The sequence below is a fragment of the Thioalkalivibrio sp. ALE14 genome (assembly GCF_000376845.1).
GTDB lineage: Bacteria > Pseudomonadota > Gammaproteobacteria > Ectothiorhodospirales > Ectothiorhodospiraceae > Thioalkalivibrio.
The window spans coordinates 30,693-50,334 of sequence record NZ_AQXY01000023.1 but is presented as its reverse complement, the minus strand read 5'-3'; the positions used below and the strand labels follow the sequence as shown (position 1 = coordinate 50,334).

The following is a 19,642-nucleotide window of genomic DNA, read 5'->3' as shown; positions in this document are numbered from 1 at the left end:
TTCGCTGGCCGTCGCCCCGGCCACTGCTTGCATCCCCGCCGCACAACGCCGCAAGCTAGAACCCTGATTTCGTAGACCGGTCCCGGCATAAGTCCAGTGCGGCCGAAAGGAAGCTGCGTGTCCGACCCGTTGCCCCGGCTTGTCGCCATCATCGCCGGTAACCCGCACTCCGGCCTACGGCGTGTCCGCTAATGGAGCTCTCGACCGCCGGCTTCACGCTCCTCTATCTGGTCTACGGTCTGGCCTTTTTCTCGCTGGGCGCGGTCGCCCTGGTCCTGCCTCGTGGCGACGGGACACTGCCATTTGCCCGGCACTTCTGGCTCCTGGCCCTGTTTGGTCTGATCCATGGCGCCTACGAGTTCCTGCAGGCCGCCGGCTTTCACTATCCACCCGCGCGCGATGTGTGGCTCAACGCCAGCTGGCAGCTGTTGTCCTACCTGCCGCTACTGGAGTTCGGACGACGCGCCGTGTTGGCGAGTCACCCGCGCGTACGCCTCGACGCCCTGTGGCTGTACCCGGCCATCGCCTTCGGGCTGCTGCTGGTCATCGGCATCGCCGAGGATCCGGGACGCGGTCTGACCAACGGCGCTCGCTATCTGCTCGGTTTTCCGGGCGCTCTGATGACCGGCCTCGCCTTCTGGCTCCTCCTGCAGAAGCCCAGCCTGCGGACCTCGGAGCCCGGCGACCACGGCGGCCAATACCCGGCGCTGACCGTCCTGGCCCTCGCCTTTCTGGGTTACGCCCTGCTCACGCCGTTTCCAGGAACCATTGACGCGGCGTTCCCCGAGTGGCTGCCAACCGCGGGCGACTTCCTCGAGGCGAGCGGCCTACCCGTGCAGCTGCTGCGCACGTTCACCGCGATCCTCGCCGTCATCGGACTGATGGCCCTGACCCGCTCGCTGGGCACCCAGCAGGGCGATGACCTGCTGCGGGTGCTCGACACCCTCGACGGCTTCGTCTATCGCTGTCACAACAATCCAGACTGGGACGTGATCAACCTTGAGGGGTCACTGGAAGAACTGGCCGGCATCACGCGCGCGGCGTTCTTCGCGGAACGGCGTACCCTCAACGACTTGATCCACCCAGACGATCGCGACCGGGTCTGGCGCGAAGTGTCCGAAGGCCTGCAACGTGGCGGGCAGTACCAGATCCAGTGGCGCCTGCTACCACGCAATGGGCCACCACGCTGGGTCTTCGAGCGCGGTGCCGCGATATACGATGACCGCGGACGCCTGCAGTACCTGCAGGGCCACGTGGTGGATGCCGACGAGCTGGTAACGACCAGCGAACGCCTGCGAGCCAAGACCGACGAGCTGGAATCCTTTCGCTCGACCCTGGACCTGACCCTGGATGCGGTCTTCCTGTTTGACGTCGAGACCCTGCGCTTTATCTACGTCAACCAGGGCGCGGTGGACCAGACCGGCATCCCGCGCGAGGAGCTGCTGCAGCTCCACCCCTATGACATCAAACCGGACTACCCCGAGCCGCGTTTTCGCCAGCTGATCGAGCCCCTGCGCCGGGGCGAACGCGACCAGTACCGCTTCGAGACCAGCCATCGCCACCGTGACGGCTTCGAGGTGCCGGTCGAGATCTCCCTGCAGCTGGTCGCACCCCGCGGCGAGACCGCACGCTACGTGGCGATCTCGCACGACATCACCCAGCGCAAGCGCAACGAGGAGGCCCTGTTCCAGGCTCTGTCGGAACTGGAGGCCTCGCGCGACGAACAGTCACGCCTGCTGGAACTGACTCGGCGCGAGCAGGGGCGCATGGCGGCGCTGCTCTCGGCCATGAGCATCGGCATCCTGTTCGAAGACCGCGACGGCCGGGTCGAGTACGTGAACCCGGCCTTCCGCCGGATGTGGGCGATCAGCAGCGAGGTGGAACTGGTCGGCCGGGCCTCGCGCGAGGTGCTCGAGCACTCCACCCACCGCTTCGCGCGGCCGGACCACGCCTCGCGTCACGTCCTGCACGTGCTGGACACCCACGAGATCAGCGAACGCTTCGAGGTCGACCTGTACGACGGGCGCATCCTCACCCAGGTCTCCTACCCCGTCCACGACACCGACGAGCGTTCCATCGGACGCCTGTGGCTGTACGAGGACGTGACCCACGAGCGCCAGACCGCCCAGCAGCTGGTCTACCTCGCCGAGCACGACGCGCTCACCGGTCTGTACAACCGCCACCACTTCCAGAAGCGCCTGGAACACGTGATCCACAGCGAGCGCCGTCGCAACGGGCGCTTCGCCCTGTTGTACTTCGATCTGGACGAATTCAAGACCATCAACGACACCTTCGGCCACCGGGCCGGGGATACCGTGCTGGTGCGCGCCGCCGGCGAGATCGCCGCGCTGGTACGCAGCGAGGACATCTTCGCCCGACTGGGCGGCGACGAGTTCGCCATCCTGGTCGACCGCGAATCGGGGCACGAACCGGTCGAGCTGGCCGAGCGCGTGGGCCGCGCCATCTCGGCGATCCCGTTCCGCTTCCGCGGCCAAAACTACCGACTCACCGCCAGCATCGGCATCGCTCACTTTCCGGAACATGGCGATAACGTCGAGGACCTGGTGGCCCACGCCGACACCGCGATGTACCAGGCCAAGGATCTGGGCAAGAACACCTGGGCGGTATTCGACCGCAGCCGCAACACCGCCGAGCACATGCTCGAGCGAATGTCCTGGAGCCAGCGCATCGGCACCGCACTGGAACAGGGCCATCTCGAGCTGCACTACCAGGGCATCTACACCATCGGCGGGGGTCACCTGCACCACATGGAGGCCCTGGTGCGCATGCGCGATCCGGCCAGCCCGGAGGAGATCACCATGCCTGGACAGTTCATCCCCATCGCGGAGAAGACCGGCCAGATCCTCGATATCGACCGTTGGGTCATCCGCGAAAGCATCGCCCGCCTGGCCGCCGACCCGGCCATCCCCGGCATCGCCATCAACATCTCCGGGCGCAGCTTCGACGAACCCGGGCTGCCGCACTACATCGCCCAGCAACTGGAACAGCAGGCCGTCGAGCCGCGCCGCCTGATCATCGAGCTGACCGAGACCGCGGCGGTCTCCGAGATGCAGGATGCCCAGCGCTTCATCGAGGCGCTGCAGCACACGGGCTGCACGGTCTGCCTGGACGACTTCGGCTCCGGCTTCTCCACCTTCGCCTACCTGAAATACCTCGGCGTGCAGATCCTCAAGATCGACGGCATGTTCGTGCGCGACCTGCCGAACAACCGCGACAACCAGGCCTTCATCCGCGCGATGGTCGATGTCGCCCGGGGCCTGGAAAAACAAACCGTCGCCGAGTGTGTGGAAGACGGAGCCACCCTCGAGATGCTGGCCGAACTGGGCGTGGACATGGCCCAGGGCTACCACCTGCACCGCCCGTCACTGGAGCTCCCCGCCGCCGATAGATGAACGCGCCCCGAAGGGGTGCGCACAACCCCTCAGTCATCCGTGACGGGAAGATACTCGCCGCGGCCCTCCGCAGGCTCCTCGAAGCGAAAACCCACCCCCGCAGGGGCGACCCGGAACACGCCCCGCGCGCGGCTCCAGCCCTGATCCAGCACCGTGGCATCCACCCGTTCGAACAGCCGCTGCAATGCCCGCGCGGTCGCGGCGCGGCGGGCGTAGTCCAGCCCGTGGCGTTCCCAGGCCTCGCGCGCTCTCGCCGCGAGCCCCCAGCCCGTCTCCACGAACCCGGCAATCCATAGTGCCCGCAGCACCCCGTCGCCCCATAGCTCGCGCAGCCGCGCCATGCCCGAACGCGCGTCCGGGGCCGCCTCCACCTCCGCAACCAGCGAATCGGGCAACAACTCGCGCCAGTCGTCACTCTCGAACAGCCCGGGCAACAGGTCCTCGTCGATGATCTGCACGAAATCCGCCACCGGATCGGACCCGGTGCGTTCCGCCAGCTGGATCAGGGCTCCCGCCTCGTCGACATAGCCGGACAGCGCGAAGCCGCACAGGTGGTGATCCACGATGTCGTGCACGAACACCGAGGTCGGAATGCGCTCGCCGGTATACGGCGTAGCCGCAATCACATCGGCGCCACGCCCCGGCAGGTCCAGCTTCCAGCCGCGAACGCCAAAACCGTCCTCCCAGGATTCGGCATATTGCGCCGGGATAGTGACACCGGCCCCATCGCTCACTTCATACGCTTCGGGGATTCGAGACATGGGCTCACACCTTCTGTAACGGCCTTGCCTTGCACTTTACCGACCGGTCAACTAGTATGCAAAGACATGGAGACAACCACCCCCCATCACACCCGACACGACAGCCGCGAAGACCTGCTCAAGGCCGCCCGCGAACTGATCGTCGGACGCAGCTACGGGGCCGTCGGCATCGCCGAGATCTGCGCCCGCGCCGGTGTACGCAAGGGCAGCCTGTACCACTTCTTCCCCGGCAAGGAGGCGCTCACCCTGGCCATGCTGGACGCGCTGTACGCCGACTTCGAACGCGAGGTCCTGATCCCGGGGCTGGCGGGCGCCGACGGGCTCCACGCCCGGATCGAGGCCTTCGTCCGGGCCATCCACGCCTTCGAGGCGCGCATACAGGCGGAGTCCGGACAGCTGCCCGGCTGCCCCTTCGGCAACCTGGCGGTGGAGATGGGGACCCACCATCCGACCCTGCGCCAGGCGATCCGGGGCCATCTCGACGCCGTCACCGCCCATTTCCGCTCCGTGCTGGACGAGGCCGTTCAGGACGGCGAGCTCCCGCCGCATACCGATACCGATGCGCTGGCCGAACAGTGGCTGGCGCTAATGGAAGGGATTCTGGTGATGGCCAAGGCCGACCAGGACCCGGCGACCATCCTGCGCCTGGGCCCCGCGCTCGGCGCAGTCCTTAATCCCAGCCCGGAGGCCCGCCATGAGTCATGAAGATTTCCCGCTGCACGACGCCGCCAGCGCCCCCGAGGCGCAAAGAGCCTTCGACCAGGCCCAACAGATCTTCGGCATGGTTCCCAACCTGATCCGCAAGATGGCCAGCGCCCCCGCTCTGGCCGAGGCCTACCTTGCACTCAACGACCTGTTGCAGAAGACGTCGCTGAGCCCGACCGAGCAGGGGGTCCTGCTGCTGACCGTCAGCCGCTATCACGAGTGCGACTACTGCATGGCCGCGCACAGCATGACCGGCCGCATGACCGGGGTGCCCGACGACGTGATAGCCGCGCTGCGCGAGGACCGGCCGATCGAGGATCCGAAGCTGGAGGCCCTGCGCCAGTTCACCCGCGCGATGATCGAACAGCGCGGCTGGGTTGACGAGCCCACCCAGCAGACCTTCCTGAACACCGGCCACACCCCCGCGCAGATGCTGGAGGTGATCCTGGCGATCGGCCTGAAGACCCTGTCCAACTACACCAACCACATCGCCGGCACCCCGGTCGACGAGCCCATGGCCGGCGAACGCTGGACTGCACCCGGGCCCTGAGCCCCGTCGTTTGCGGGAAGGCGCGGGGCACGGCAAGGTAGGCGCTCCGTTTGGCTCTACACCCCTCGCCATGCCGCCACGCCCGCGCATCCTGCTGCTCTCCGCCTACCGCGCCGACAGCCACGCGGCGTGGGCGGACTGGCTGACCACCACGTTCGACGCGTTCGACTGGCAGCTCCTGGAGCTGCCGGGGCGGCATTTCCGCTGGCGTATCCGCGGCAACCCGCTCTCCTGGCTGGAGCGACTGGAGGATGTGGAGGCCGACGCGGTCATCGCCACCTCGATGGTGGACCTGGCTACCCTGCGCGGCCTGCATCCGCGCCTGGCCGCACTGCCCACGCTGTACTACGTGCACGAGAACCAGTTCGTCTACCCCGTGGGGCCCGATCAGTTTCGCTCGGTGGAACCCCAGATGGTGCAGATCTACGCGGCACTCGCCGCGGACCGCGTAGCCTTCAACTCGGCCTTCAACCGCGACTCGTTCCTGGACGGCATGGAGGCCCTGATCGGCCGCATGCCCGACCATGCCCCGAACGGGCTGAGCACCCGCGTGCGCGCGCGCAGCGAGATCCTGCCGGTCCCCGTGACGCCGCACGCGGCCTCGCACCGGGAACGCGACCCGGGACTGATCCTCTGGAATCACCGCTGGGAGTACGACAAGGCGCCGGAGGTGTTCACCGAAGCACTTCTGCGGCTGCTCGAGACCGGCCTGGACTTCCGCCTGGCCCTGCTGGGCGCGCGCCCCGCCCAAACGCCCGAGGCCCTGCAACGCCTGCGCGATGCATTCGCCGAACGCATCGTGGCGGATGGCAAGCTGCCGCGCGGGGAATACGAAGACCTGCTGGGACGCGCGGCGATCGTCGTCAGCACCGCCCTGCATGAATTCCAGGGACTCGCGGTACTGGAGGCCACGGCGGCCGGCGCCACACCGCTGGTCCCGGACGCCCTGGCCTACCGCGAGCAGTATCCGGACACCTGCCGCCATCCGGCCGGCGATGTCGCGGCCCTGACCCAACGCCTGTACACGTGGCTGCAGCAAGGCGCGCCGGCAGCGCCCGACGTGAGTGCCTGGATGCCGGAACAGCTGGAGCCGCGCTGGCGCCAGGCGCTGGACGACCTGGTCGCGGGCAGTACCCGCGGATCGGGGATCAGTCGCGCCTGACGACAACGTGGTCGGATACGGCCTCGTCCTCGGCCACGAAAACCGGGCGGATCACGTCGCGGTAGTTGCGGATGCGCTGCACGTAGTACACCGGCTGATAGCCACGGGCGTAGCCGTAGCGCAGGTCCTTGTAGTACTCCTCCTCGGTCAGTAGCGGGAGGGTCTCGCGCATATCCGCCCAGCGGTCGGGGTCACGCCCCAGCTGGCGCGCCAGCCGGCGTGCATCCAGCAGGTGGCCGCGCCCGATGTTGTAGGCCGCCAGGGCCAGGTAGGTGCGATCCGGCTCGTCGATATCGTCCGGCAGCAGCCCACGCTGGCGCTGCAGGTAACGCGCCCCGCCGTCGATGCTCTGCACCGGGTCGAGGCGGTCCACCCCCAGCGACTCGGCCGTGCGCCGGGTCAGCATCATCAGGCCGCGCACCCCGGTGGGGCTGCGCGCCTCCGGATCCCAGTGCGACTCCTGATAGGCCAGCGCCGCCAGCAGGTCCGCGGGGAGGTCCGTGCGCTCGGCCGCCTCTTCGAAGTGTGGCCGGTACTGCGGCAGGCGATCCTCGATGCGCCGGTTGAGCGCCCGCAGGTCGACGAAGTCGAACTGGTTGATATAGGCGTAATAGCGTTCGTCCACGAGTTCGCGCAGTTCCCGGCCACCATCGGCCTGCATCCACTCGTTGGCCAGGTCCGCCAGCGCCGGATGGGCCGGCTGGACGTACCAGCCCAGGGCGCGCGGCTCGGACAGATCGAACGCGATATCGAGGTGCGGGAAGGAGCGGCGGTTGTAGCGCACGATGTGCGAATCGGCCACGGTGCAGTCGATCTCCTGCCGGGCGACCTGGGCCATCAGGCGCTCGGTCCCGATCTCGCGCGCCTCGAACCCGGCCGACTCCGGCAGCACGTCCTGCAGGGTTTCGACGTAACTGCTGCCGGCCGAGACGACCAGGTCGACCCCCTCCAGCTCGTCCGCAGAACCGGGCTTGTCATCGGAATCGCGATGGCAGACCACCTGCTCGGTGATCTCCATGTACTCGGGCCCACGGTGGAAGCGCTCGTCGCGCGAGGCGAGATGGGTCAACCCCGCCGCCGCCATGTGGGCCTCGCCGGACGCAAGCGCCTCGAGCACCCCGGAGACCGACTCGGCCATGACCCACTCCACCTGCCAGCCATGCGCCTGGGCGAACCCCTCGACCAGGTCGTGTTCCGTCCCGGCGGGTTCCAGATGCTGGTCAAAGTACCAGGTAGTAGGCGCGTTGCGTGTCACCACGCGCAGGGTGCCGGTCTCCTCCACGGACGCCAGGCGTTCGCCCGCGGATGCGTTGGACATCATCGTCTCGGATTGCCCGTTCTCCGGGCCGCAACCGGCCAGCAGCACCAGCACGGCGGCGGGCACGAGTGCCCGACATACTCGGCCACAGCATGACGAGCGCGCACCCGGGGCATGGCGGTTTTCTTGTTCGTTCATACCGGTCTCCTTCCCGTCGAACAGTCCACGTCGAAGACGTGGCCGGCTCCATGACGGATCCATGGATGTCCAATACAGAGACTAGGGTTTTGCGGAATGGTTCTCAAAAATACCCACGCGGATGGGGTTGCGGTCTCACCGGCCAGATGTGCAGCGGTGGGCAGGCCAGACTCCCACCCTGTACAGTCGAAGCCTCCCCTCGCCGGGCCGCTCGCGGAACACTGCGGCATCGACACACTCCAACCTTCGGGTTACCTGCAAGGAGCGCGACAACATGGCCGTGGAATCCCTTCTTCTCCTCCTGCTCATCGGCGGCATCGCCGGCTGGCTCGCCGGGCTGCTGGTCCACGGGTCCGGACAGGGCATCCTGCTCAACATCGTGGTTGGTGTGATCGGCGCCTTCCTCGGTGGCTGGCTGTTCACCCAGCTCGGGGTGCAGGCCGGCGGCCTCATCGGCAGCCTGGCGGCCGCGACGCTCGGCGCCGTCCTCCTGCTGGGCCTGCTTCGCCTGATCCACAAGGCCTGAGGCCGTGCTCGAGATGCATGCCATCCTCCAGATACTGGGCATCATCCTGCTGGTCGGCGGCCTGATCGCCGCTGTCGTGGGCCTGCAGGATGCCTTCGGCATGCGGGAGCGGGCGGCTCGCCTGATCCTCGGCCGCTTCACCCGGCGCACCCTCGCGCTACTCGTCGGCGGCGGCGCGGCCGCCCTGATCGGACTCCTCCTGATGACCTGAAAACGTGACGCGGTTGGCGTCGTCCGCCCGGAATCGGTAATGTCCGCTGCCGGGGGAGACCTCAATCGCGCGCGCCCGACCGACCACCGGCGGTCTCCCTCCAGAACAAGACAAAAAAGGGGGAGCCGCATGACCTTGAAGCCTTCACGCCGTCTGGCGCTTGCCGCAACTGTCAGCACCGTCCTGTTCGCCGCACCCACCACCCTGATGGCGGCCGGGTTCTACATCCAGACGCAGGGCGCGTCCGGCCTTGGCCGAGCCCACGCGGGGGATGTCGTCGTCGCCTCGAATGCCTCCACCATCTACTTCAACCCGGCCGGTATGACCCGCCTGGAACGCAACGAGGTCCAGGCAGGGGTGCATCTGCTGATCCCCAACGCGGAAGTCGACCAGCGCAACACCCGGATCCCTGGACGCGACAGCGGCAACCCCTATGACCCGACCCCGGTCCCCAACCTCTACTGGGCGGAGCAATACTCCGACCGGGTCTGGCTGGGGTTCGGCCTCAGCGCGCCCTTCGGCCTGAAGAACGAGTACAGCGACGGCTTCTTTGCCCGCTACGACTCGCTGGAATCCGATCTGCGCGTGCTGAACCTGCAACCCAGCATCGCCTTCGACCTGACCGACCGGATCTCCATCGGCGGCGGCCTCGACCTGCAGTACGCCGATGCCACCCTGCGCAGCGCCATACCCGCCGACCTGCAGCCGCAGAATGACGGCGAATTCGAACTGGAGGGTGACAACTGGGATGTCGGCTTCAACATCGGGATGCTGTTCGACCTGACGGACGACACCCGCCTCGGCATCCATTACCGCGACGGCATAACCCACACACTGAACGGCACGGCCTCGATAACCGCGTCCGCTGGCAGCCCGACGTCCGTATTGCCGGGCCAGGCCGACCTGAAACTCCCCGATATCGCCTCAATCGGAATCCAGCATCGCTTCAATGACCGCTGGACCGGCCTGGCCCAGTACACCTGGTTCAACTGGTCGAACTTCGACGAGATCCGCATCCAGCTACCCCAGGGCAACGAGCAGGTGCTGGAACAGAACTACCGCAACAGCTATGCCCTGGCGGTCGGGGCCGAGTACGAGATGAACCCGCGCTGGACCCTGCGCGGCGGCATCCAGTTTGACCAGACCCCGACGCAGACCGACGGGCGCAGCACGCGCACCCCGGATGGCGACCGCACCTGGTTTTCCTTCGGCGCCAGCTATGCCGGCAGCGACCGCCTGACCTTCGATCTCGGCTACAGCTACATCCACATCGCCAGCGAGGACCTGGACATCACCCGGGGCTTCGATTCCAACCAGGACGGCCAAGCCGACACGTTTGTCAACATGCAGGGCACGACCAAGGGCCACGTACACATCCTGTCGGCCGCCATGCGCTACCACTTCTAGCGCCGATGCCGGGGCCGGGCACCCCCGGCCCCGGACATCACCGCTCCAGTTCGACCCCACAGGCCGCCGCCAGTGCGCGGCGGTCGGCGTCACTCAGGTCGCGCCGTCCGGCATTGGCCTCCCCCAGCATCGCGTGCATCACCGCCGCCGGGTCGTCCACATGCTCGATCCCCAGGGCATGTCCCAGCTCGTGCGCCAGGGTCAGGCGCAACTCATCGGCGTCACTCGCCTTGAACACGGTGATCGAACGCCGTGCGCCCTGCTGCTCGTACACCGCCATATCGAAGGCACCGGTCGCGCCGATCTCGCGGTTCAACTCCGCGACCCGCTGGTTGAAACCCTCTATCTCGCCCTCCAGTTCGCGGATCTCGCGGTTGAGCTCGTCGCGGCGACGCTCCAGCGTGCGGCGGCGCTGCTCCAGGTCGTCCCGCGCGCTGTCCAGCGCCCGGCGCTGGCGTTCCAGTCGCTCGCGGTTCCCCGCGCTGTGCGCCATGCGCCCGGCATTCCAGGCGGCCACCGCCTCGCCGTACTCGCGCTGACGGGCCTGAAGATCCTCCAGGCGCCGCTGGTAGCCCGCGGCATCCGCCGCCAGTGCCGAGTGACGGTGATCCAGGCGCTCCTCGCGCTCGGCGATCCCCCGCTTGAGCCGGTCCAGCTCCGCGCGCGCCCGATCGCGGCTCTCGGCACCCGCCTGGCGCTCGTCGAACACCAGCCGCACCGGCATACCCTCGCCCTCGCGCTGACGGAAAAGTGTTTCCGGCGTCTGCCCGTCCCACATGCTCACGGCCGCATCCAGGGCCGCCTGCACCGCGTCACGCTCCAACCGGAAGCGCGGGTCCACGGCCTCCAGATGCAGGGTGATGGGCACCTCGCAGCGCGGCGCGGCCTGGTGCGCATGCCCCGTGGAGCCGCCCGGCAATTGCCCCTCCTGCCACAGGAAACCGCCCAGCGCGAGCGCCCCGACACCGCCGACCAGCCACAACGGTATTGCCATTACGTTTCCTCCCTTGCACGCACCCAAGGTACCAGCCAGCGGGCGCCACTACCCGCGTTTGCCCCGCCATGACGGGCCAGGCACCATTGAACCCATTCGATACCCCGATTCAGGAGACTGCCATGCTGCGCACCCTTCTCGCCGCCCTGCCGCTCGTTGTCTTTCCGCTGTCCATCCAGGCCGAGACCCCGAACATCCAGCCCGGCCTGTGGGAAAACCAGAACACCATGATCATGGAAGGCATGAGCGGCGTACCGAACCAGACCGAAACCAGCACCGAGTGCGTCACCCAGGAGGACATCGACCGCGGCGAGAGCATCATCGAGGCCCCGGAAGGCTGTACCCTGGATAACATGGACATGTCCGCCGAGCGCATGGACTACACCATGAGCTGCCCCGGCCCGCAGGGTGGGCGCATGCAGATGGACGGCAGCATGCGCTTCATGGGCGATCGCGCCGAAGGCGAGATGACCAGCGAGATGGAGACCCCGATGGGCCCGGTCAACGTGCGCATGGAAATGCGTGGCCAGCGCATCGGCGACTGCTGAATCCGCCTGTATTCACCACGAAGCACACGAAGACACGAAGAACCCCGAAAAAAGCATTCACAGGAAGGCTGGAAGGCAGGAAGAACTGCAAGGCTGGGTAGCTGCCAGCCTTGCGCAGCATGACCCGCCATCTTCCAGCCTTCGTGCCTTCCTGTTAGCGCCTTTCGGGTTTCAAGCCCTGCGCCAGAGGAGGATCTGGTTGTTGGCCGGCAGGTCGATGACCGCCGCGGGCTCGAGGCCGGCGGCGGTGGCAAGGGCATCCAGGTCGGCGCGGTCGCGCACGCCCATGCCCGGGTCCTGTGCGCGCAGCATCTGGTCAAAACGCGCGTTGGATTCAGCGGTGTGGGCACCGTCGTGGGCGAACGGACCGTACAGCGCGAACAGCCCACCCGGCGCCAGCACCCGGGCCACGCCGGCAAACAGTGCCTCGACCGCCGGCCAGTGCATGATGTGCACGGTGTTCGCGCTGTAGACATACTCGAACGGCCCCTCCGGCCAGGCATCCCGCAGCACGTCCAGTGGCAGTGCCGGCCGCAGGTTGGGCACGGCGGCATCGCGCCGCCAGGCCTCCACCCCCGGCAGGTTCTCGGAAACATCGCTGGGATGCCAGTCCAGGTGGGGCAGTGCAGTAGCAAAATGCGCCGCGTGCTGCCCCGTCCCGGCACCAATCTCCAGCACGCGTCCATGAGCGAGAAAGCGCTCGCGGAGCACCGCGAGGATGGGGGCCCGGTTCTGTTCCGCAGCCGGGGCATAGGGCTTGTCGGAGGTCATCGCAGCAATCCGCCAGGGAAACAGAGGCGTATTCTGGACGCCTTGCAACCGCACTGCCATGATCGGGAGACACCTTCCCCAGGTTCCCGCTCATGCGCTCCCCCCGGTTGTCTCTGCCTGCCGTACTGGTCCTGCTGCTTTCCATGGCCGGCGAGGCCTTGGCGCGCGAAATGGCCACCGACCCGGATCGCCTGCTTCCGGTCGAACTGGCCACCGTCGGCTTGGACGCCAACTCCAGCGCCCCCATCGCGTTGCTGCGGCACCCAGCCTCGGGCGAGGTAGTGCCCATCGTGATCGGAACCGACCAGGCCCGCGCGATCCTGCTGGCGATGCACGAGGTCCCGCTGTCGCGTCCGCAGACCCACGACCTGATGATCGATCTGCTGGACGGGCTGGATGCACGCCTGGAACGGGTGATCATTGACGGCCTGGAGAACGGCACCTATCTCGGCTGGCTGGAGATACGTGTGGCCGGCGAGGACGAGCCCCGGATGATCGACACCCGCCCCAGCGACGGGCTCGCCTTGGCCGTGCGCAGCGGCGCCTCGATTCACGTCGCACCGGAGATCCTCGAGGCCGAGGTGCCCTTCGACTACACGCCGCCGGGGAACGACGAGGTCGTCACCGCACTGGGCATCACCGTGGTCGAGGCGCGCGACGACCTGCGCGAGGCCCTGCAGTTGCCGGACGCACCCGGCGTGCTGGTCAGCCGCGCCGTGGGGCGTGCCGCGGGCGCCGGCCTGAGCCACGGGGCCCTGATCCTGGAGGTGAACGGTCAGGCGCCTGTTACCCCGATGGACTTCCTCGAGGCCGTCTCCGTGACACCGGAGGGCGAGGAGGCCGAGATCCACTTCTGGCTGGACGGCGAGACCCGAACGATCCACCTGCCCACGGACGTCCCCGCGATCGAGGAGTCCGACGACGCCCTGACCGTCTGAGACGAAACGCCCCGGTCAGGTGCGAGGCGGGAGCCGCGGGCGCAGCCAGTCCAGCGTGGCGGTGGTCGCGGGGTCATGCTCGGCGGGCGTCGCCCCTGGCTCCAGGTCCGCCAGCACCTGCCCGGCCAGCTCCTTGCCCAGTTCCACGCCCCACTGATCAAAGGCGTTGATACCCCACAGTGTGGCCAGCACATAGATCTTGTGCTCGAACAACGCGATCAGCGTGCCCAGGGTGGCCGGGTCCAGGCGTTCCAGCAGGATCAGCGTGCTTGGCCGGTTTCCGGGGAAGCTCCGATGCGGTGCCAGGGCGTCGATCGCTGCCTGGGACTGTCCCGCCGCTGCCATCTCCGCACGCACCGCGGCCTCGTCCTTGCCCGTCGCCAGCGCCTCCGCCTGGGCGACCAGGTTGGCCATCAGCAACGGGTGCTGCGCCGGCAGGTCATGCTCCGGGCGGGCCACACCGATGAACTCGGCCGGGATGAAGCGCGTACCCTGGTGCAGCAGCTGGAAGAAGGCATGCTGGCCATCGGTACCCACCGCGCCCCAGACCACCGCGCCGGTGTCGTCCGTCACCACCTGGCCGTCCAGCCCCACGCGCTTGCCCAGGCTCTCCATCTCCGCCTGCTGCAGGTAGGGCGGCAGCAGCGACAGGCGCTCGTCATAGGGCAACACGGCGCGCGACTGTGCGCCCAGCAGGTTCTGATTCCACAGGTCCACCAGGGCCATGCGCACCGCGGCATTGGCGGCGGTCGGCGCATGCCGGACATGCTCGTCCAGGGTGTGCGCGCCGCCGAGGAAGGCGCGAAACCCTTCCATCCCCAGCAGCAGTGCCACCGGCAGCCCGATGGTCGACCACACGGAATAACGCCCGCCGACCCAGTCCCAGAAGCCGAACATGTTGTCCGGGTCGATACCGAACTCGGTCACCCGGTCGCGCGCGGTGGACACCGCCACGAAATGCCGGGCGACGGCCGAATCGTCCGGCGCGTGCCGCAGCAGCCAGGCACGGGCCGCGCGGGCATTGGTCAGGGTCTCCTGGGTCCCGAAGGTCTTGGATGCAACGATGAACAGCGTGGTCTCCGGGTCCGCCTCGCGCAAGACCGCGGACAACGCCGCGCCGTCCACATTGGAGACGAACTGGACGATCAGTGGCTCGCCTTCGGTCGTCGCCCGCGCGTGCGGCGCCAGCGCCCGGCAGACCATGCGCGGCCCCAGGTCCGAACCCCCGATGCCGATGTTCACCACCCGCCGGATCGGGCGCCCGCTGTAGCCCCGGTGCGTGCCGTCATGGATCTTCCGCACGAAGGCCTCGACCCGGTCGAGCTGCTCGTGGACCTGGGGCACGACGTCGCGGCCGTCGACCTCGCAGTGCGCCTCGCGCGGCAGGCGCAGCGCCGTATGCAGCGCCGCCCGGCCCTCGGTGGTGTTGACCTGTTCGCCGGCGAACAGCGCCCGCAGCGCCTCCGGCACCTCGCAGGCCGCGGCGCGTTCGAACAACGCATCCCAGGCCGGGCCGTCCAGGCGCTGCCGCGTCCAGTCGAGACGCAGGCCGGCGATCTCCTGCACGTCCCGCGCCACGCGGTCCGGGTCGCGCGCAAACAGATCGCGCAGCGTCTCGCCTTCCAGGCGGCGGGCCTCGACCCGCAAGGCACTGTCCATCGCCGTGTCCCCTCCTGCCGTCATTCCATGCCCTCGCTTGTCCTGTCCACAGAGTGCCGCCCCGGCCCCTGCGTTACAATCGATAGAAAGCCATCCGGCACCGCCGGTTCCGTACCCGGGGAATTTTCATGCGCATCCTGTTCGCCAGCAGCGAGGCCCACGGTCTGGTCAAGACCGGTGGGCTCGCCGATGTCAGCGCCAGCCTGCCGGCCGCCCTGCGCCGCCGACGCCAGGACGTGCGCCTGGTGCTGCCGGGCTATCCGGAGGCCTGCCGCAACCTGGTGGACGCCACCCCGCGCCCGGGCCCGGAGGACGCCCCGTGGCAGCTCCTGGAGGGCCGACTGCCCGGGACCCGGCTGCCGGTCTACCTGATCGACTGGCCGGAATACTTTCAGCGCGCCGGCAACCCTTACAGTGCCAGCAACGGCATGGACTGGCCGGACAACGCCCAGCGCTTTGCCGGCTTCGCCCGCGCGATCGTAGCCCTGGCGCGCGACGAGGCCGGCCTGGACTGGGCACCGGAGCTGGTCCACCTGAATGACTGGCAGACCGGTCTGGTCCCGCTGCTGCTGGACCCGGAACGCACCGGTATCGAGCGCCCGCGGACCGTGTTCACCATCCACAACCTGGCCTACCAGGGCCTGTTCCCGGCCAGCACGCTGCAGGATCTGAACCTGCCCGCGGACCTGTGGCATCCCGAAGCCCTGGAATTTCACGACCAGCTCTCGTTCATGAAGGCAGCGCTGGTCTTCGCCGACGCCATCACCACCGTCTCGCCCACCTACGCCCGCGAGATCCAGGAGCCGGCCTCCGGCATGGGCCTGGACGGCGTGCTGCGTGCCCGCAGCAAGGACCTGCACGGCATCCTGAACGGGGTGGACTACCGCGACTGGGACCCCGCTCGCGACCGCCATATCGCCGCGCAATACAGCCTCGACGATCTTTCCGGCAAGGCCGCCAACAAGAAGGCGTTGCAGACCCGCCTGGGGCTGGAGCCGAACCCGGACATCCCGCTGCTGGGGCACGTCGGCCGCATGGTTGAGCAAAAGGGCGTGGACCTGCTGCACGCAGCCTGCACCCCGCTGCTGGAGGCCGGACGCATCCAGCTGGCCCTGGTCGGTTCCGGCCAGAAGGACCTGGAACACGCCACCGGCGCCCTGAGCCGTGCCTACCCCGGACGGGTCGGCGTGCACATCGGCTACGACGAGCCCCTGGCGCACCAGATCGAGGCCGGCTCCGACCTGTTCCTGATGCCGTCGCGCTTCGAGCCCTGCGGGCTCAACCAGCTCTACAGCCTGCGTTACGGGACCCCGCCGGTCGTCCACGCGACCGGCGGCCTGGCCGACACCGTGGTCGACGCCACCCCGGAGAACCTGGACGCCGGCACCGCCACCGGTTTCAGTTTCACGCCGGACAGCGTGGCCGCCCTGGCCGCCACCCTCGAGCGGGCGCTCGAGCAATACACCGCCCGTGGAGACGGTCGCTGGGAACAGCTGATGCGCAACGGCATGGCCCGCGACTTCGGCTGGAACACCAGCGCCGACGCCTATCTCGCCCTGTACCGCGAACAGCTCCCGCACCGCAGCCGGCGTGCGAAGGCAGCATCTACGCTATAATCGCGTGCTTTTCGCGACTTCCCGACCCCAAACGGCAAGCCCAGGCAGCGGCAATCGTCGTCCTGCACGCACAGGCCCGATATGACTCGAAGCGATCACAACGACCGATTCCTCCCCAAGGACAAGGAACTGCGCGCCCGCGTGCGCCTGTTCGGGGAAATCCTGGGCAATGTCATTCACAAGCTGGAAGGCCAGGCCGTGTTCGACGCGGTGGAAAAGCTGCGCCGCGGCTTTGTCAGTCTGCGCAAGGAAGAGGACCCGGAATTGCGCCGCCAGCTGATGGCCGACATCACGGACTTCGACGCCTCCCTGACCGAACGCGTGATCCGCGCCTTCAGCATCTACTTCAGCCTGGTCAACATCGCCGAGGAAGACCTGTTCTACCGCTGGCGCCGCGCCCAGGTCTCCAGCGGCGAACCGCTGTGGACCGGCTCCTTCGACCAGACCCTGCGCGAACTGCATGACGAGGGCATCACCGCCGAGGAGCTGGAACGACTACTCAACGAGCTGCATTACCAGCCGGTATTCACGGCCCACCCCACCGAGGCCCGCCGCCGGACCACGATGGAGAACCAGCGCCGGGTTTTCGAGACCGCCGACCGGCTGAACCAGCCCGGCCTGGGCGAGGAGGAACGCCGCCTGATCACCGAGGAGCTGGAGACCCAGATCCAGATCCTCTGGCGCACCAACGAAGTCCGGGTGAAGAAGCCTCAGGTCCAGGACGAGATCAAGTACGGCCTGTTCTACTTCGAGGAGAGCCTGTTCGAGGCCATCCCGCAGTCCTACCGCTTCCTTGAGAAGGCCATCCGCCGCATCTACGGCGTCAACCCGGACGGCAGCCTGCCGGTGCGCATCCCCGCCTTCCTGCACTTCGGTTCCTGGATCGGCGGTGACCGCGACGGCAACCCGAACGTGACCCCCGAGGTGACCGAGCTGTCCTGCCGCCTGGCGATGGAACAGGTCCTGCGCGAATACATCAAGCGGGTCAATCACCTGCGCAACGTGCTGACCCATTCGTCGTTCATGTGCCAGCCGTCGCAGGAATTCCTCGACAGCCTGGAGTCCGATTCCAACATCGCCAACGCGGTGTTCCAGGGGGCCTCCGACCGCTTCGAGAGCGAGCCCTACCGGCGCAAGCTCTACATCATGCGCTACCGCCTGCGCGAGACCCTGGACACCGTGGTCCGGCGGGTGCATGGCGAGGCCGCGGTACTGCCGACCAACAGCGCCTATGCCGATGCCCAGGCCTTCCTGAGCGACCTGAAGCTGATCCGCAACTCCCTGATCAGCCACGGCGACCGCAACATTGCCAGTGGCGCGCTGACCGACCTGATCCGTCTGGTCGAGACCTTCGGCTTTCACCTGCACCACCTGGACGTGCGCCAGGAATCCACCGTCCATACCGACGCGGTTGCAGAGATCCTTGGCCAGATCGCCCCGGACACCGACTACGCCGCACTCGACGAGACCGGCCGCCAGCAGGCGCTGAGCGACCTGATCGCCGCCGACCAGCCCCCGCAGCCGGACCGCGATGCCCTGGGCGAGAGCACCCGCGAGACCCTGCGCGTGTTCGAGGTCATCCAGGGCATGCGCCGCGAGGTCGGCCCGGACGGCATCGGCACCTACGTGATCTCCATGACCCACGCCGCCTCGCACGTGCTGGAGGTCCTGCTGCTGGGCCGTCTGGCCGGACTGGCGGGCGACGACGATCAGGGCGAAGCCTTTTGCCACCTGCGCATCTCGCCGCTGTTCGAGACCATCGAGGACCTGCTGCATGTCGAGGACGTCCTCGAAGGCCTGCTGTCCAACCCGGTCTACGCCCGGCTGCTGGCCGCCTCCGGCAACATCCAGGACGTCATGCTCGGCTACTCCGACTCCTGCAAGGACGGCGGCATCCTCGCCTCCAGCTGGAATCTCTACGAGGCGCAGAAGAAGATCGTCGGCATCACCGACCGCTTCGGCGTGCGCTGCCAGCTGTTCCACGGGCGCGGCGGCACCGTTGGCCGCGGCGGCGGCCCGACCCACGAATCCATCCTCGCCCAGCCCCCGGCCACCGTGCAGGGCCGTATCAAGTTCACCGAGCAGGGCGAGGTGCTGTCGTACAAGTACTCCAACGTGGAGACCGCGGTGTACGAGCTGGGCATGGGCGCGACCGGCGTCATGCTCGCCTCGCGCAGCCTGATCCGGCCACCGCGCCAGGACCGCGACGATTACCGCGCCACCATGCAGGACCTCGCCCAGTGCGGCGAGGATGCCTATCGCGATCTGATCGACCGCACCGACGGGGTGCTCGACTACTTCTACGAGGTCACCCCGGTGCAGGAGATCGGCTTCCTGAACATCGGCTCGCGGCCGTCGCACCGGCGCAAGACCGACCGTTCCAAGAGCTCCATCCGCGCGATCCCCTGGGTGTTCGGCTGGGCCCAGGCCCGCCACACCCTGCCCGCGTGGTACGGCATCGGCACCGCCCTCGAACGCTGGCGCGGCGACGATCCCGAACGCCTGGCCCAGCTCCAGCGCATGTACCAGGAGTGGCCATTCTTCCGCTCGCTGCTGTCCAACTGCCAGATGGCCCTGACCAAGGCCGACATGCGCACCGCGGCGGAATACGCCCGCCTGTGCAGCGATCCGGAACTGGCCGAGCGCATCTACGCCCGCGTGCGCGATGAACACAGCCGCACCGTGACCGAGGTGCTGCGGGTCGCGCAGCTGGACGCCCTGATGGACGAGACCCCGCTGCTGGCGCGCTCCCTGCAGCGGCGCAATCCGTACCTGGACCCGCTCAACAGCATCCAGATCCACCTGCTGCGCGAATCCCGCCAGTTCGACGCCGAGGCCGACGACGACGCCGACAACCCGTGGCTCTCGCCCCTGCTGCGCTCGATCAACGCCATCGCCGCGGGCATGCGCAATACCGGCTAGAAT

Annotated in this window: 16 protein-coding genes; 11 read left to right on the top strand and 5 right to left on the bottom strand. The window is 68.0% G+C overall.

Going from position 1 to position 19,642, the window contains the following annotated elements:
• The first annotated feature begins 191 nt into the window (after positions 1 to 191).
• A complete protein-coding gene (locus F572_RS0104055) occupies positions 192 to 3,413 on the top strand; it encodes an EAL domain-containing protein (RefSeq protein WP_017941899.1) in 3,222 nt (1,073 codons plus the stop codon).
• Positions 3,414 to 3,442: 29 nt separating this feature from the next.
• Here F572_RS0104055 and F572_RS0104050 read toward each other — a convergent pair whose 3' ends face one another.
• A complete protein-coding gene (locus F572_RS0104050; protein ID WP_026143012.1) occupies positions 3,443 to 4,174 on the bottom strand; it encodes a hypothetical protein in 732 nt (243 codons plus the stop codon).
• A gap of 66 nt (positions 4,175 to 4,240) precedes the next feature.
• Between F572_RS0104050 and F572_RS0104045 the strand changes: the two genes are divergently transcribed.
• The 3 genes from F572_RS0104045 to F572_RS0104035 all read left to right on the top strand — a co-directional run bounded on the left by F572_RS0104045 (position 4,241) and on the right by F572_RS0104035 (position 6,591).
• The gene (locus tag F572_RS0104045; protein WP_017941901.1) at positions 4,241 to 4,879 is read left to right on the top strand and encodes a TetR/AcrR family transcriptional regulator; all 639 of its coding nucleotides are present in this window, start codon (positions 4,241 to 4,243) and stop codon (positions 4,877 to 4,879) included.
• Positions 4,869 to 5,429: a carboxymuconolactone decarboxylase family protein gene (locus tag F572_RS0104040; protein WP_017941902.1), complete on the top strand. Its 561-nt coding sequence runs from the start codon at positions 4,869 to 4,871 to the stop codon at positions 5,427 to 5,429. The genes F572_RS0104045 and F572_RS0104040 overlap by 11 nt, the downstream gene beginning before the upstream one ends.
• A gap of 70 nt (positions 5,430 to 5,499) precedes the next feature.
• Positions 5,500 to 6,591 (top strand): DUF3524 domain-containing protein, encoded by a 1,092-nt coding sequence (locus F572_RS0104035; protein ID WP_017941903.1) that lies wholly within the window; start codon positions 5,500 to 5,502, stop codon positions 6,589 to 6,591.
• On the opposite strand, the gene mltF is transcribed toward F572_RS0104035, so the two are convergent.
• Positions 6,578 to 8,047, bottom strand: coding sequence for a membrane-bound lytic murein transglycosylase MltF (gene mltF / locus F572_RS0104030; RefSeq protein WP_026143013.1), 1,470 nt, complete (start codon positions 8,045 to 8,047; stop codon positions 6,578 to 6,580). The two genes, F572_RS0104035 and mltF, sit on opposite strands and share 14 nt — an antisense overlap.
• 274 nt (positions 8,048 to 8,321) lie before the next feature.
• On the opposite strand from mltF, the gene F572_RS0104025 reads away from it, so the two are divergent.
• From F572_RS0104025 to F572_RS0104015, 3 genes are all read left to right on the top strand, one after another.
• Complete coding sequence (locus F572_RS0104025; RefSeq protein ID WP_017941905.1) at positions 8,322 to 8,573, top strand: GlsB/YeaQ/YmgE family stress response membrane protein; 252 nt, start codon at positions 8,322 to 8,324, stop codon at positions 8,571 to 8,573.
• Positions 8,574 to 8,595: 22 nt separating this feature from the next.
• Positions 8,596 to 8,784, top strand: coding sequence for a DUF3185 family protein (locus tag F572_RS0104020; RefSeq protein ID WP_026143014.1), 189 nt, complete (start codon positions 8,596 to 8,598; stop codon positions 8,782 to 8,784).
• A 129-nt stretch (positions 8,785 to 8,913) separates the two neighbouring features.
• Positions 8,914 to 10,191, top strand: coding sequence for an OmpP1/FadL family transporter (locus F572_RS0104015; RefSeq protein ID WP_017941907.1), 1,278 nt, complete (start codon positions 8,914 to 8,916; stop codon positions 10,189 to 10,191).
• 37 nt (positions 10,192 to 10,228) lie between these two features.
• Here F572_RS0104015 and F572_RS0104010 read toward each other — a convergent pair whose 3' ends face one another.
• Positions 10,229 to 11,185: a matrixin family metalloprotease gene (locus tag F572_RS0104010; RefSeq protein WP_038034046.1), complete on the bottom strand. Its 957-nt coding sequence runs from the start codon at positions 11,183 to 11,185 to the stop codon at positions 10,229 to 10,231.
• A gap of 122 nt (positions 11,186 to 11,307) precedes the next feature.
• On the opposite strand from F572_RS0104010, the gene F572_RS0104005 reads away from it, so the two are divergent.
• Entirely contained in the window at positions 11,308 to 11,733 is a 426-nt protein-coding gene (locus tag F572_RS0104005) for a DUF3617 domain-containing protein (RefSeq protein ID WP_017941909.1), read from the top strand.
• A 171-nt stretch (positions 11,734 to 11,904) separates the two neighbouring features.
• On the opposite strand, the gene F572_RS0104000 is transcribed toward F572_RS0104005, so the two are convergent.
• Entirely contained in the window at positions 11,905 to 12,504 is a 600-nt protein-coding gene (locus tag F572_RS0104000; protein ID WP_017941910.1) for a DUF938 domain-containing protein, read from the bottom strand.
• Between the two features lie 92 nt (positions 12,505 to 12,596).
• Here F572_RS0104000 and F572_RS0103995 point away from each other — a divergent pair, with 92 nt between their 5' ends.
• Positions 12,597 to 13,442: a bifunctional nuclease domain-containing protein gene (locus F572_RS0103995; RefSeq protein ID WP_017941911.1), complete on the top strand. Its 846-nt coding sequence runs from the start codon at positions 12,597 to 12,599 to the stop codon at positions 13,440 to 13,442.
• Between the two features lie 15 nt (positions 13,443 to 13,457).
• On the opposite strand, the gene pgi is transcribed toward F572_RS0103995, so the two are convergent.
• The gene (pgi, locus tag F572_RS0103990; protein WP_017941912.1) at positions 13,458 to 15,101 is read right to left on the bottom strand and encodes a glucose-6-phosphate isomerase; all 1,644 of its coding nucleotides are present in this window, start codon (positions 15,099 to 15,101) and stop codon (positions 13,458 to 13,460) included.
• Positions 15,102 to 15,229: 128 nt separating this feature from the next.
• Here pgi and glgA point away from each other — a divergent pair, with 128 nt between their 5' ends.
• Both glgA and ppc read left to right on the top strand, forming a co-directional pair.
• The gene (gene glgA / locus F572_RS0103985) at positions 15,230 to 16,717 is read left to right on the top strand and encodes a glycogen synthase GlgA (RefSeq protein WP_017941913.1); all 1,488 of its coding nucleotides are present in this window, start codon (positions 15,230 to 15,232) and stop codon (positions 16,715 to 16,717) included.
• Between the two features lie 81 nt (positions 16,718 to 16,798).
• On the top strand, positions 16,799 to 19,639 hold the full coding sequence (gene ppc, locus F572_RS0103980) for a phosphoenolpyruvate carboxylase (protein WP_018158405.1): 2,841 nt from the start codon (positions 16,799 to 16,801) through the stop codon (positions 19,637 to 19,639).
• The last annotated feature ends 3 nt before the right edge of the window (positions 19,640 to 19,642 follow it).

Excerpts from the sequence above, each read along its gene's own strand:
- F572_RS0104055 (WP_017941899.1), top strand. The coding sequence starts at position 192 with ATGGAGCTCTCGACCGCCGGCTTCACGCTCCTCTATCTGGTCTACGGT.
- F572_RS0104050 (WP_026143012.1), bottom strand. The coding sequence starts at position 4,174 with ATGTCTCGAATCCCCGAAGCGTATGAAGTGAGCGATGGGGCCGGTGTC.
- F572_RS0104045 (WP_017941901.1), top strand. The coding sequence starts at position 4,241 with ATGGAGACAACCACCCCCCATCACACCCGACACGACAGCCGCGAAGAC.
- F572_RS0104040 (WP_017941902.1), top strand. The coding sequence starts at position 4,869 with ATGAGTCATGAAGATTTCCCGCTGCACGACGCCGCCAGCGCCCCCGAG.
- F572_RS0104035 (WP_017941903.1), top strand. The coding sequence starts at position 5,500 with ATGCCGCCACGCCCGCGCATCCTGCTGCTCTCCGCCTACCGCGCCGAC.
- mltF (WP_026143013.1), bottom strand. The coding sequence starts at position 8,047 with ATGAACGAACAAGAAAACCGCCATGCCCCGGGTGCGCGCTCGTCATGC.
- F572_RS0104025 (WP_017941905.1), top strand. The coding sequence starts at position 8,322 with ATGGCCGTGGAATCCCTTCTTCTCCTCCTGCTCATCGGCGGCATCGCC.
- F572_RS0104015 (WP_017941907.1), top strand. The coding sequence starts at position 8,914 with ATGACCTTGAAGCCTTCACGCCGTCTGGCGCTTGCCGCAACTGTCAGC.
- F572_RS0104010 (WP_038034046.1), bottom strand. The coding sequence starts at position 11,185 with ATGGCAATACCGTTGTGGCTGGTCGGCGGTGTCGGGGCGCTCGCGCTG.
- F572_RS0104005 (WP_017941909.1), top strand. The coding sequence starts at position 11,308 with ATGCTGCGCACCCTTCTCGCCGCCCTGCCGCTCGTTGTCTTTCCGCTG.
- F572_RS0104000 (WP_017941910.1), bottom strand. The coding sequence starts at position 12,504 with ATGACCTCCGACAAGCCCTATGCCCCGGCTGCGGAACAGAACCGGGCC.
- F572_RS0103995 (WP_017941911.1), top strand. The coding sequence starts at position 12,597 with ATGCGCTCCCCCCGGTTGTCTCTGCCTGCCGTACTGGTCCTGCTGCTT.
- pgi (WP_017941912.1), bottom strand. The coding sequence starts at position 15,101 with ATGGACAGTGCCTTGCGGGTCGAGGCCCGCCGCCTGGAAGGCGAGACG.
- glgA (WP_017941913.1), top strand. The coding sequence starts at position 15,230 with ATGCGCATCCTGTTCGCCAGCAGCGAGGCCCACGGTCTGGTCAAGACC.
- ppc (WP_018158405.1), top strand. The coding sequence starts at position 16,799 with ATGACTCGAAGCGATCACAACGACCGATTCCTCCCCAAGGACAAGGAA.